A 12,555-nucleotide genomic window follows, 5' to 3' on the forward strand; every position below is an offset into this window, starting at 1 on the left:
GCCGGGATCGGGCGGGCGGACGGATGGGAGGCGGCGCGGTGGCGGGAGGCCCGGAAGGCAGGGCGCCGGGAGGCGCGGGAGGCAGGACGGGCGGGGCGCGGCGGTTGCCGGCGTCGGCGGGGCAGCGGCTGCTGTGGTTCCTCGACCGGTACCGGGGCGCGGGCGGGGCGCTGAACTGCCCGATGGTGTGCCGGATCGGCGGGCCGCTGGACACGGCGGCGCTGGAGGCGGCGCTGGACGGGCTGGCCGCGCGGCACGAGTCCCTGCGCACGACGTTCGAGGGGGCGGGGCGGAACCTGGTCCAGGTGATCCACCCGCCCGGCCCCCTGCCGCTGGAACACGCCGGGGCCGGGACCGGCGCGGCGGTGGACGAGGCGCTGACCGCCGAGCTGCGCACCCGCATCGACCCCGTGGAACGCCCGGTCCGGGCCCGGCTGTGGCGGATCTCCCCGGGCGAGCACGTGCTGTGCCTCAACATGCACCACCTGGTCACCGACACCTGGTCGTGCGACGTCCTGTTCCGCGACCTGGCCGCCGGGTACGCCGCGCTGCTGGGCGAGGGCCCGCCGCCGCCCCCGGTGGGCTGGCAGTACGCCCAGTACGCCCTGTGGCAGGAGCGCTCGCTCGGCCGGGGCGGCTTCCGCAGGCACGAGGAGTACTGGAAGGCCCGCCTGGCCGGGGTGACCCCGCCCGCGCTGCCGCTCAAGCCGGGCGGCGGGGGCGGGCGGCGGCTGAGCGAACTGGTCGAGGCGGCCGGCGCCGGCGGGCTGCGGGAACTGGCCGCGGCCCGGCGCACGACGGTGTTCGCGGTGCTGCTGGCGGTGTACTACGCGCTGCTGCACCGCACCACCGGGCAGCACGACCTCGCCGTGGCCTCGCTGTTCGCCAACCGCACCCGGCCGGAGGTCCAGCGCACCGTCGGCTTCCTGGCCAACCTGCTGGTCCTGCGCACGAGCGTGCCGCCCCGCGCCACCTTCGCCGACCTGGTGGACGCGGCCCGCACCACGGTGCTGGACGCCTCCGCCCACCAGCGCCTGCCGTTCCACCTGCTCCCCCAGGCCACCGCGCGCGGCGGGCCGGTCCGTCTGGACGACGTGGTGTTCCAGCTCCTGGCCGAGCCGCTGGACGCGGCCGTCCGCGCGGGCGGGGTGGAGTTCCGGGGGCTGGTGCCGGACGTCGCGGGCCGGTTCGACTTCGAGCTGGCCCTCATGCCCCGCGGCCGGGGGTTCGCCGCCAAGCTCTTCTACGCCGAGGACCGGGCCGACCCCGCCTGGGCGCGCGGCTTCGCCGCCGAGTACGCCCGCCTGGCCGCGGCCGCCGCGGCCGACCCCTCCCGCCCCGTCACCGCCCTCTGACACGCCCCCGCCCGGCCCTCCGCGCACGGCCCGCGTACGGCCCCGCGCACGGCCCGCGTACGGCCCGGCGGGCGGAGGCCGTACGCGGGGCCGTACGCGGGGAGGGGCGGTCAGAGCGGGACGAGCTCCAGGATGGGCAGGGTGGCCCGGGGGACGACGCGGGTGACCCGCAGCCCCGCCTCGGCCGCCAGCCGGTCGTAGTCCTCGCGGGTGCGGTCGGGCCCGCCGTACAGGACCAGGGACTGCAGGTGGACGACGTTGCCCATGGTGAAGGCCGCGCCGTACTGCAGGATCGGCTCGATCACCAGCAGGCGCGCGCCGGGGGGCATCGCGGCCCGCACGGTGGCCAGGATGCGGCGGGCGGGCTCGTCGGCCCACCCGCCCAGCACGGCCTTGAGGACGTAGACGTCGCCGCCCGGCGGGACCGCCTCGAAGAAGTCGCCGCCGACCACCTCGACGCGGTCCTCGACACCGGAGCCCGGCAGCACCTCGCCGGCGCGGGCCACCATGCGCGGCAGATCGAACAGCACGCCGCGCATCCGGGGGAACCGGGACAGCAGCCCCACGAGGAACGCGCCCGTGCCGCCGCCCACGTCCACCACCGTGCGCACCGCCGACCAGTCGTAGACCCGCACCAGCATGAGCACGTCCACGCGGGTGGCGGCGCGGTGGGCGCGGTCCATGCGGGCGTCCTCCGCGGGGTTGTCCGCGCGGTACCGGCGGTGCGGCACGCCGTGCGCCCGCTCGAAGGCGGCCTCGCCCGTGCGAACGCTGTGGGCGTACTCCGCCCAGGCCCGCACGTGCTCGGGCCACAGCCCGTACGCCTCGCGCAGCGACAGCGGGTGGTCCGAGCGGAGGGCCTGCCCGGGCCCGGCCAGGCCGTACCGGCCAGGCCCGGCCTGCTCGAAGACGCCCTTGGCGGCCAGGGCGCGCAGCACGCGGCCCAGCGCGGCGGGGTCGGCGCCGCTCGCGGCGGCCAGCTCCGGCACGGTCAGCGGCCCGGCCGCCAGGTGGTCGGGCACGCCCAGCGAGGCCACCGCGCGCAGCGCGAACGCCACCGACGGGTCGGCCAGCCGCCACAGCTCCACCGCCGTCTCCAGATCACCTGCCTCCAGATCACCCGTTCCCAGGCCGCCCGTCTCCAGGCCGCCCGCCTTCGGGCCGCCCGCCTCCGGGCCCGCGTCCCGGGTCTCCGGCGCGCCCGCAGGCTCCGGCGCGCCGCGGGTCACGGCCGCGTCCCTGGCGTCGGCGCGGGCGCCTCCCCCGGTCTCGCGGCGCGGGGCGGTCATGGGGCGAGCGTGCCGTGGATGCGGCCCTCGGTGGCGCCCAGCGGGCGGCCGGTGCCGCCCCAGCGGTCCCTGATGAGCTCGGCGGCGATCGACACCGCGGTCTCCTCGGGGGTGCGGGCGCCGATGTCCAGCCCGATGGGCGAGTGCAGCCGCGCCAGCTCCTCCTCCGTCAGGCCGGCCTCCCTGAGCCGCTTCATCCGGTCGTCGTGGGTACGGCGGCTGCCCATGGCCCCGATGTACCCGGCGGGCGTGCGCAGGGCCACCTCCAGCAGCGGCACGTCGAACTTGGGGTCGTGGGTCAGCACGCAGATCGCCGTGCGGCCGTCCGCGCCGGTGCGGGCCAGGAACCGGTGCGGCCACTCGACCACGACCTCGTCGGCGTCGGGGAACCGGCTCTTGGTGGCGAACGTGCCGCGCGCGTCGCACACGATGACGCGGTAGCCGAGGAACCGGCCGATCCTGGCCACGGCCGCGGCGAAGTCGATGGCCCCGAACACGAGCATCGTCGGCGGCGGGGCGAACGACTGCACGAACACCCCCACCTCGTCCATGCGGCGCTCGCCGTTCGGGCCGTAGTGGCGCTCGCCGGTCGCGCCCTGGGCCAGCATGCCGCGGGCGTCGTCGTCCACGGCCGCGTCCAGCCCGGCCGGGCCCAGCGAGCCCGCGGCCCCGTCCGGCCAGATCAGCCGGTGCGCGCCGACCCGTCCCGGGCCCGAGATCGTCGTGGCCACCGAGACCGGCCGCCGCTCCCGCACGGCGGCCGCCACCTCGTCCAGCCCGGGGAACGTCTCGCGGCTGACCGGTTCGACGAACACGTGCAGGATCCCGCCGCAGGTGAGCCCGACCGCGAAGGCGTCGTCGTCGCTCACGCCGTACTTCTCCAGGACCGGCCGCCCGGTCCTGATCGCCTCCTGCGCCGCCTCGTAGACCGCGCCCTCGACGCAGCCGCCCGACACGCTCCCGACGACCTCCCCGCCGGGTGAGACCGCCATCGCCGCCCCCGGCTCCCGGGGAGCGCTGCGGAAGGTGCTCACCACCGTCGCGAGGCCGAACGTCTCGCCGGACGAATACCACGTGTGTATGGAATCCAGGACATCTCGCATCGCTACCGCCTCCGCCCGTCGGCACACCGGCCACCTGGACGATTCCCCGGCACCGAGGCACCGTCAAGGCATGAGTTCACTAGCCCCGGCCCCCGCCCCCATGCCCCCACCAGGCCGGATTCCCCACGGATCACCACATCCCCCACCAGTCACCCGCACAACCCGCAGAGCGCCGCAAACCCCCGAACCGGTCGGTCCCGGCCGGACGGTGACCCGCCGATGAGCGACATCCCCGACGTCGTGGTCGTCGGCGCCGGATCCGCCGGAGCCGTGCTGGCCGCCCGCCTCTCCGAGGACGCCTCCCGCCGCGTCCTGCTGATCGAGGCCGGCCCCGACTACCGGTCCGCCGACACCCCCGCCGCCCTGCGCGGCCCGAACTTCAGCCGCGCCCTGGCGCTGCGGGCCTTCCGCTGGCCCCTGCTCGCCCGCGCCACCCCCGCCCAGCGCCCCCGGGCGTACGCCTGCGGCCGCGGCGTCGGCGGCGGCTCGGCCGTCAACGGCCAGCTCGCCGTCCGCCCCCGGCCCGAGGACGTCGCCCGCTGGCCCGGCTGGACCTGGGACCGCGCCCGCGCCCTGCTGGCCGCCCTGGAGGACGACCTCGACCACGGCGGCGAGCCCGGCCACGGACGCCACGGCCCCGTGCCGATCACCCGCGTCCCCGCCGCCGCCTGGGGCCCGGTCAGCCGGGCCCTGTGGGACACCCCCCACCCCCGCCACCCCGACCTCAACGCCCCGGACGCCGCCGGCCTGTCCCCCACCACCTGGAACCGCCGCGACGGGATGCGCGTCAGCACCAACGACGCCTACCTCGAACCCGCCCGCGACCGCCCCAACCTGCGCGTGCTCGGCGACACCGAGGTCACCCGGGTGCTCTTCCGCGGGCGGGCCGCCACCGGCGTCGAGACCGCAGGCCCGGACGGGACCCGCCGCGTGACGGCGGGCCAGGTCGTGCTGTGCGCGGGCGCCGTCCACACCGCCGCCCTCCTGCTCCGCTCCGGGATCGGCCCCGCCCGCGACCTGCGCGACCTCGGCCTCCCCCGCGTCGCCGACCTGCCCGGCGTCGGCGCCGGCCTGTCCGACCACCCGTCCGCCCTGCTCCCCCTCCCGCTGCGCCCCGAGGCCCGCGCCCCCTCCCTGGACACGGTCTCCGGCGCCTGCGTCCTGCGCCTGCCCGTCACCGCCGGCCGCGACGGGCTCCCGGGCGACGTGCAGATCCTCCCGCTCGACCGGGGCCTGACCACCGCCTCCGGCGGGCTCCTCGTCTCCCTCATGCGCCCGGTCTCCACCGGCCGCGTACGGCTGCGCGACGGCGACCCCCAAACGCCCCCCGAGGTGGACCTGCGGCTCCTCACCGACCCCGGCGACCTGGCCCGGATGCGCGAGGCCCTCCGCCACGCGCTCCGCCTCGCCCGCTCCGCGCCGTTCGCCCGCGTCACCCCCGGCCCGCCGCCGGACATCGCCCGCCTGCGTGACCGCCCCGGCGACCTGGACGCCTGGCTCCTCGCCACCTGCGGCGGCCACAGCCACGCCGCCGGCACCTGCCGCATGGGCGACCCCGGCGACCCCGCCGCCGTCACCGACCCCGCGGGCCGCGTCCTCGGCGTCGAGAACCTGCGCGTCGCCGACCTGTCCCTCCTGCCCGCCCCCGTCGGCGGCCCGCCCCACCTGACCGCCGTCCTGCTCGCCGAACACCTCGCCCGCGCCTTCTGACCCGCCCGCTCGAGCCCGCAGCCCCCGCCGCGAGACGCCGCACCGGGCCGCATCGGCCGCGCCAGGCCGCGCCGGAGCCGTACGGCGGCGCCCGCACCGCCGTACGGCCGCCGGGAACGCCTGCGCGGGCGGGCGTCAGGGCAGCGTGGCCAGGATCGCCTCGGGGGTCAGCGGCGTCTCGTACACCCGCGCCCCCACCAGGTGCAGCGCGTCGGCCACCGCGTTGAACACGCACGGCGGCGAGCCCACCGCCCCGCCCTGGCCCATGCCCTTGTGCCCGCCCGGCGTGTCCGACGGCGTCTCCACGTGCCCGAAACGCACCTCCGGCGCCTCCGCCGCCGTCGGCAGCCGGTACTCCGCGAACGACACCGCCAGCGGATTCCCCGCCGCGTCGTACCCCGCCCGCTCGAACAGCGCCGCGCCCACGCCCTGCGCCACCCCGCCCGCGATCTGCCCCTCCACTACCATCGGGTTGATCATCACCCCGCAGTCCTCGGACACCACGTAGCGCAGCACCCGCACCCGCCCCGTCTCCCGCTCCACCTCCACCGCGCACGCGTGACACGCGTTCGACCAGGTGATCGGCGGCGCCTTGTAGCTCCCGGCCGCCTCCAGGCCCGGCGTCTCCCCCGGCGGCAGCCGCCCCGTGTCGTGGTAGGCCAGCCGCGCCAGCTCCGCCCACTCCAGCGCCCGGCCCGGTCCCGCCCGGAACACCCCGCCCTCGGCCACCACCTCGCCCGGATCCGCCCCCAGCACATGCGCCGCGATCCGCGACGCCTTCTCCCGGACCCGCGCGCACGCCGCCCGGCACGCCCCGCCCGTGATCACCGCCGTCCCGCTCGCGCCCGTGCCCCGGCCGTACGGCGTGGACGCGGTGTCCCCCTGCACCACCGCCACGTCCTCCAGCGGCACGCCCAGCTCCTCGCTCACGAGCTGCGCCATCGTCGTCTCCACGCCCTGGCCGTGCGACCCCGTCGCCAGATGCACCGTCACCGCACCGCTCGGCGCCACCCGCACCGTCGCCGTGTCGCTGCCGATCGGGTCCATCGTCCCTCCGCCCGACGGCTCCACGTACAGCGCCACCCCCGCCCCCAGCAGCCTGCCCTCCCGCTCGAACGCCCGCCGCCGCTCCCGCCGGAACTCGTCGTACCCGAGCAGCGCCACGGCCTGCTCCAGCGTCTCCGCCGGCGTCACCCGGTCCAGCACCATCCGCGTCGGCATGGTGTATGGCAGATCGCCCGCCCCCACCACGTTCCGCCGGCGCAGCTCCACCGGGTCCAGCCCCACCTCCCGCGCGACCTCGTCGATCATCTGCTCCCGCGCCACCGTCGCGAACGTCCACGGCCCCCGGTACGCCGCCCGCGGGCAGGTGTTCGTCCGCACCGACCGGAACCGGAACGCGTGCATCGGCACCTTGTACGGCCCGGTGAACATCATCCCCACGAACGGCCCCGCGCCCCCGATCACGCCCGTCGGATACGCCCCCGAATCCTCAAGGTGATCCAGGTACCAGCCGAGGAACCGCCCCTCCCCGTCCAGCGCGAACGCGCACTCCCCCTCGTCCGACCGGCCGTGCCCGGCCGTCGTCAGGTTCTCCCGCCGGTCCTCGATCCACTTCACCGGACGCCCCAGCAGCCGCGCGGCCACCGCGACCGCCAGCTCGTCCCGCCCCGTCCAGAACTTCTGCCCGAAGCTGCCGCCCACGTCCCGCGCCGTCACCCGCACGTTGTGCTCCGGCACCCCCGTGGCCCGCGAGATCGCCAGCCGCGCCTCGTGCGGATTCTGCGTCGAGATCCACGCGTGCAGCTCCCCCAGCGCGTACGACGCCACGATCCCCCGCGTCTCCAGCGGAGCGTTCGCCAGCCGCTGCTGCCGGAACGTCGCCCGCACCACGTGCGGCGAGCTCTCCAGCGCCGCCCGCAGCCTCGGCCGCGTCGGGAACGTCATCTGCTCGTTCACGTTCGTGTCGAGCTCGTCGTAGACCAGGTGCTCGGCGTCCTCGGCCGCCCGCCGCACGTCCAGCACCGGCGGCAGCGGCTCGATCTCCAGCTCCACCAGCTCGGCCGCGTCCTCCGCGGCGTACCGGCTCTCGGCCACCACCAGCGCCACCGGCTCCCCGGCGAACCGCACCCGCCCCTCCGCCAGCGGCGTCAGCGCCGGGCCCTTCACGCCGAGCATGGGCGTCGCCCGCAGCGACCCCGCCCGCGGGTTCAGGTCCGCCGCCGTGAGAACCGCGACCACCCCGTCCAGCCCGCGCGCCCGCCCGGCGTCCAGCCGCGTGATCCGCCCGCGCGCGACCGGGCTGCGCACGAACGCCGCGTGCGCCATCCCCGGCAGCGCCACGTCCGCCACGAACCGCCCCTGCCCCGTCAGCAGCCGGGCGTCCTCGCGCCGCCCGACCCGCCCCCGCTCCGCCCGCGCCCCCTCGCCCGGCCGCCCCCGCCCGCTCTCCGGACCCCCCGCCACGCCGTACGGCCCCCGGCCCGCGTCCCCGCCGCCCGGGTCGTACGGCGGAGCGCCCGCCGCGCCCGGCGCGCCCCCTTCCCCCGGGGTGGCCGCCCCGGGGGAAGGGGGCGGCGTCTCGGCGGCGGCGCGGCGGACGGCGCGGACGATGCCCTGGTAGCCCGTGCACCGGCACAGGTTGCCCGCCAGGGCGTGCCGCAGGCCGCCCTCGTCCTCGGGCACGCCGTCGCGGAGCAGCCCGGTCGCCGCCATCACCACGCCCGGCGTGCAGAAGCCGCACTGGACCCCGTGCTCCTCGCGCAGCGCCCGCTGGACCGGCGCCAGCTCCTCCCCCGGCCCGCCCACGCCCTCCACCGTGACGACCTCGGCCCCGTCGGCCTGCACCGCGAACACCAGGCACGCCAGGACCGCCCGCCCGTCCAGGAGCACCGTGCAGCTCCCGCACTCCCCCTCCTCGCAGCCCACCCGCGTCCCCGTCAGGGCGCAGTCCTCCCGCAGGAAGTCGGCGAGCGTCCGCCGCCCCGCCACCCGTCCCCGGACCGTCCGCCCGTTCACCCGGACCACGATGTCGTGCATCGGCTCCTCCTAGCCCGCCTCGACCTGCCGCTCCCCCGCCCGACGTCCTCCCCTGGCCACACCGCCGGCCCCGCGCCACCGCCGGGCGTCCGGCCCCCCTCGCCCACGCGCCGCTCCCCGCCGTTCGCGCCGCCCCAGGGCGGCGGACCGTCAGGCCCCGGCGCTCTCCCTGGCGCTCCGGAGCGCCCGTTCCAGGACGTGCGCCGCGAGCCGGCCCCGGACCGCCGCGGAGGCGCGCGCACCCCGGGGAAGCCGCGAGCCGTCCGGGCCATCCGCGCCGCCGTGCGGAACCTCCTCCCGGCCCCCGTCGCCCGCCCCGCCCGGCGCGGGGCGCCGGGGCCCGGAACGTTCCACGGCGGGCTCATCGGGCGGGCCGGGCAGGAGACCGAGGTCGCGCAGGGCCGCGCGGGCGACCTCCTCCGCCGGGGCGCCCGCGAGGGCCAGTTCCTCCGCCGCGCGCGGCCTGGCGGGGGCGGGGGTGACGCCGTACAGCACGATCCGGCACGCGGCGCCGGGGGCGAGCGCGACGGCTGCCCCGGCGAGGGCGCGCCCGGCCGCCCGGGGCGCGACCCGCTCGAACCCGAACCCCGAGCCGGCGGGCCACCGGGGGAACCGCGCGGCGGTGAGCAGCGGCCCCGGCGCCGGGCGGGCTCCGGTGAAGCGGGCCCCGGCGGGCACCGTCCCGGCCGGCCCGCCCAGCTCCAGCAGCGCGCCGAGCGCGACGGCCACGGCGGGCAGGTCGCCGGCGGGGTCGGCCTGGGCGAGCGCGCCGCCGACCGTGCCGCGGTTGCGCACCTGCGGCGGCCCCAGCCACGGCAGGGCCAGCGCCAGCAGCGGCGCGGCCTCGCGCACCTCGGTGGAGCGCTCGGCGTCCCGCTGCCGCGTCATCGACCCGACGCGCAGCTCATCGCCGTCCAGGGTGATCCCGGCGAGCTCCGCCACCCGGTTGAGATCGACCAGGTGCGCGAACCGCGCCCGGCGCGCCGCCAGCTCCGGCACGAGGCTCTGCCCCCCGGCCAGGGCGGCGGCGGCCGGTCCGAGCTCGGCGAGGAGCGCCGAGGCCTCGGCCGCCGCGGTCGGGGCGTGGTAGGTGAAAGACGCAGGCTTCACGTGAGCCACCTCGGTTCCGCGTCGAGGGCACCCTGACAATAACCAGGCCCGCCGACCTCGTCGAGAAGCCCGCCGCAGGTCGTGGCTTCTGTCCCGAATGCCGGGGGCCGTGCCGTTCGCCTGGCGACCCAGGTTCAGAGCGAATCGGACAAGACACTCCATACCTGGGCGCTTTACAAAGTAGATCACATGTCGGACCTTCCGCCCGGGCGTTGCCGGAGACCGCCCCGCGGCCGATAGTGGCGGAGTGGAGGCTGCTCACCTACCCCCGCGCTTCGACCCCCACGACCCCGGCCTGCACGACGACCCCTATCCCGTCTACGCGCGGCTGCGCGAGGCCGGCCCGCTGTGCCGGGGCGGGCCCGCGCAGTGGGTGGTCACCCGGTACGACGAGGTCGCCGCGCTCCTGTCCGACCCCCGCCTGGGCGCCGAGCTCCCCGAGGCGTACCACCGGCTCTCGGCGGGGCCCGGGCCCGCCGGGGACTTCGTGCAGCGGATCATGCTCTACAAGGACCGCCCCGCCCACGTGCGGCTGCGGCGCCTGATGGGCCAGGGGTTCTCCCCCGGCGCGGTGCGCCGCCTGCGCGGCCGGATCGGCGAGCTGGCGGACGGGCTGCTCGCGCCCGCGCTGGAGGCCGGGCGCATGGACGCGGCCGAGGACCTGGCCCTCCCCCTGCCGATCATGGTGGTCTGCGAGCTGATCGGCATCCCGCCCGGCGACCGCGCCGAGGTGCGGCCGAGGGCGTTCGACCTCGGCCGGGCGATCGCGGCCAGCGGGGACCCCGCCGGCCGGGAGGCCGCCGACCGCGCGGTGGTGTGGCTGCGGGACTACATCGGCGGGCTGCTGGCCGAGCGGCGCGTGAAGCCCCGCGACGACCTGCTGTCCCGGCTGCTCAGCGCGCAGGAGGGCGACGACCGGCTCACCGCCGGGGAGATCGTCGACAACGTGGTCTTCCTGTTCTTCGCCGGGTTCGAGACCACGACGAGCCTGCTGGGGACCGGCTGCGCGGCGCTGCTCGGCCACCCCGGCGTGCTGGACCGGCTCCGGGACGACCCCGGGCTCGTGCCCACGGCCGTGGAGGAGTTCCTGCGGCACGACGCGCCCATCCAGAGCCGGGTGCGCCTCGTGCGCGAACCCGTCACCGTCGGCGGGCGCACCCTCCGGCCCGGCCGCATGCTCCTGCTGCTCATCGGCTCCGCCAACCGCGACGAGCGCCGGTTCCCCGACCCCGACCGGCTGGACCCGGCCCGCTCCCCCAACCCGCACGTGAGCTTCGGCGGCGGCCCACACTTCTGCCTGGGCGCGGCCCTGGCCCGAGCCGAGGGCGAGATCGTCTTCACCCGTCTCGCCCGCCGCGTCGCCGACATCGCCCCGGCGGGCCCTCCGGTGCGCTCCCCCGGCCCGCTGCGCGCGTTCACCCGCCTGCCCGTGGCCCTCCGCCCCGCCTGAGCCGTACGGCTCGCGCCGCGTTCGCCCGGGATGCCCGCGTATGCCCGGGCGGCGGCGTCACGCGCTCCCGCCGCGGCGGCCCGCCCGGGTTGCCAGACCCGGGACGGCGCTTCACTCTGGCTTCAGAGTGAAGGCCAGGGAGCCCGGCACAGGAAGCGACCATGAGCGCTGTTGCCCTACCGCCGAAGTTCGACGTGTTCGACCCCGCCCTGCTCGACGACCCGTACCCCACGTACGCCCGGCTCCGCGAGGCGGGCGCGCTGTGCCGCGCCGGACCGGCCACCTGGGCGGTGACGCGGCACGCCGAGGTGACCGCGCTCCTGCGCGACCCCCGGCTCGGCCACGGGGTGCCCGACGGCCTCGGCCGCCCGGCGCTGCTGCCGGGGCGCGAGCCGTACGGCGACGTGGTGGAGCGCGTGCTCGGGGCGGCGCGGCCCAACGCCGAGCTGCCCGGCCTGGTGTCGGCGCTGGACCCGCCCGCGCACCCGCGCGTGCGGGGGCTGCTGGCGCGGGCGCTCAACCCCGCCGCGGTCCGCCGCCTGACCGGCCTGGCCGCGCGCACGGCGGGCGACCTGCTCGACGGCGTGGGGGACGGCCCGCTGGACGCCGTCGGAGACTTCGCCCTCCCCCTCCAGACCCGGGTGGCCTGCGACATGCTCGGCGTGCCCGCCGCCGACCGGGACGAGGTCGCCGCTCTGGCCGCCGAGCTGGGCCGGGCGATCATCCTCATCCCGTTCGTGACCCCCGAACGCGGCAACGGGGAGCCCGAGGCCCGCCGGCTCAAGGCGTACGCCCGCGGCCTGATCGCCGAGCGCCGCGCCCGCCCGGGCCCGGACCTGGTGTCCCGGATGCTGGCCGTACGGCAGGGCGCCGACTCCCTGTCCGACGAGGAGGTCGCCGACAACGCGGTCTTCCTGTTCTTCGCCGGGTTCGAGACGACCGTCCACCTCGTCGGCGGCGGCGCGCTGGAGCTGGCCGGGAACCCGGGCCAGTACGCCCGGCTGCGCGCCGATCGCTCGCTGATCCCGTCGGCGGTGGAGGAGCTGCTGCGGTACGACCCGCCGCTGCAGTGGATCTCCCGGACCACGGCCGAGCCCGTCGAGATCGAGGGCCGCACGCTCCGGCCGGGCCGGTTCCTGCTCCTGCTGCTCGCCTCGGCCAACCGGGACGAGCGCGCGTTCGCCGCCCCCGACCGGCTCGACGTCGGGCGGCGGCCCAACCCGCACCTCGGCTTCGGCGGCGGGGCGCACCACTGCCTGGGCGTGCTGCTCGCCCGCGCGGTCGGCGCGGCCGCCCTGGGGGCGCTGGTCTCGCGCGCCGCCGCGATCGAGCCCGCGGGCGAACCGGTCCGCCGCCGCCACCCCAACGTGCGCGGCCTGATCTCGGCGCCGCTGTCCCTCCGCCCCGCCTGAACCGCCCCGCCTGAACCACCGCGCCTGAACCACCGCGCCTGACCCGCATCCCGACCCGCCTCCTGACCCGCGCCGTCCCGCCCCGGC

8 protein-coding genes are annotated in these 12,555 nt (G+C 78.0%); 4 read left to right on the top strand and 4 right to left on the bottom strand.

Features of this window, described 5'->3' with window-relative positions; genetic code table 11:
* Nucleotides 1–104 precede the first annotated feature (104 nt).
* Nucleotides 105–1,355: a condensation domain-containing protein gene (locus D5H75_RS25825; RefSeq protein ID WP_202638501.1), complete on the top strand. Its 1,251-nt coding sequence runs from the start codon at nucleotides 105–107 to the stop codon at nucleotides 1,353–1,355.
* Nucleotides 1,356–1,465: 110 nt separating this feature from the next.
* Here D5H75_RS25825 and D5H75_RS25830 read toward each other — a convergent pair whose 3' ends face one another.
* Together D5H75_RS25830 and D5H75_RS25835 are read right to left on the bottom strand one after the other, a co-directional pair.
* A complete protein-coding gene (locus D5H75_RS25830) occupies nucleotides 1,466–2,644 on the bottom strand; it encodes a methyltransferase (protein ID WP_119929114.1) in 1,179 nt (392 codons plus the stop codon).
* Nucleotides 2,641–3,747, bottom strand: a complete 1,107-nt coding sequence (locus D5H75_RS25835) for an XdhC family protein (RefSeq protein WP_119929115.1) — start codon at nucleotides 3,745–3,747, stop codon at nucleotides 2,641–2,643. The genes D5H75_RS25830 and D5H75_RS25835 overlap by 4 nt, the downstream gene beginning before the upstream one ends.
* Before the next feature lie 219 nt (nucleotides 3,748–3,966).
* Between D5H75_RS25835 and D5H75_RS25840 the strand changes: the two genes are divergently transcribed.
* Nucleotides 3,967–5,457: a GMC family oxidoreductase gene (locus D5H75_RS25840; RefSeq protein WP_119929116.1), complete on the top strand. Its 1,491-nt coding sequence runs from the start codon at nucleotides 3,967–3,969 to the stop codon at nucleotides 5,455–5,457.
* Between the two features lie 135 nt (nucleotides 5,458–5,592).
* On the opposite strand, the gene D5H75_RS25845 is transcribed toward D5H75_RS25840, so the two are convergent.
* On the bottom strand, nucleotides 5,593–8,496 hold the full coding sequence (locus D5H75_RS25845) for a molybdopterin-dependent oxidoreductase (RefSeq protein WP_119929117.1): 2,904 nt from the start codon (nucleotides 8,494–8,496) through the stop codon (nucleotides 5,593–5,595).
* Nucleotides 8,497–8,646: 150 nt separating this feature from the next.
* Nucleotides 8,647–9,606 (bottom strand): FAD binding domain-containing protein, encoded by a 960-nt coding sequence (locus D5H75_RS25850; protein ID WP_202638502.1) that lies wholly within the window; start codon nucleotides 9,604–9,606, stop codon nucleotides 8,647–8,649.
* 247 nt (nucleotides 9,607–9,853) lie between these two features.
* Between D5H75_RS25850 and D5H75_RS25855 the strand changes: the two genes are divergently transcribed.
* Both D5H75_RS25855 and D5H75_RS25860 read left to right on the top strand, forming a co-directional pair.
* Nucleotides 9,854–11,056 (top strand): cytochrome P450, encoded by a 1,203-nt coding sequence (locus D5H75_RS25855; RefSeq protein WP_119929119.1) that lies wholly within the window; start codon nucleotides 9,854–9,856, stop codon nucleotides 11,054–11,056.
* A gap of 161 nt (nucleotides 11,057–11,217) precedes the next feature.
* Complete coding sequence (locus D5H75_RS25860; protein WP_119929120.1) at nucleotides 11,218–12,468, top strand: cytochrome P450; 1,251 nt, start codon at nucleotides 11,218–11,220, stop codon at nucleotides 12,466–12,468.
* Nucleotides 12,469–12,555 lie beyond the last annotated feature (87 nt).

The organism is Bailinhaonella thermotolerans (assembly GCF_003594875.1).
Taxonomy (GTDB): Bacteria; Actinomycetota; Actinomycetes; order Streptosporangiales; family Streptosporangiaceae; genus Bailinhaonella; species Bailinhaonella thermotolerans.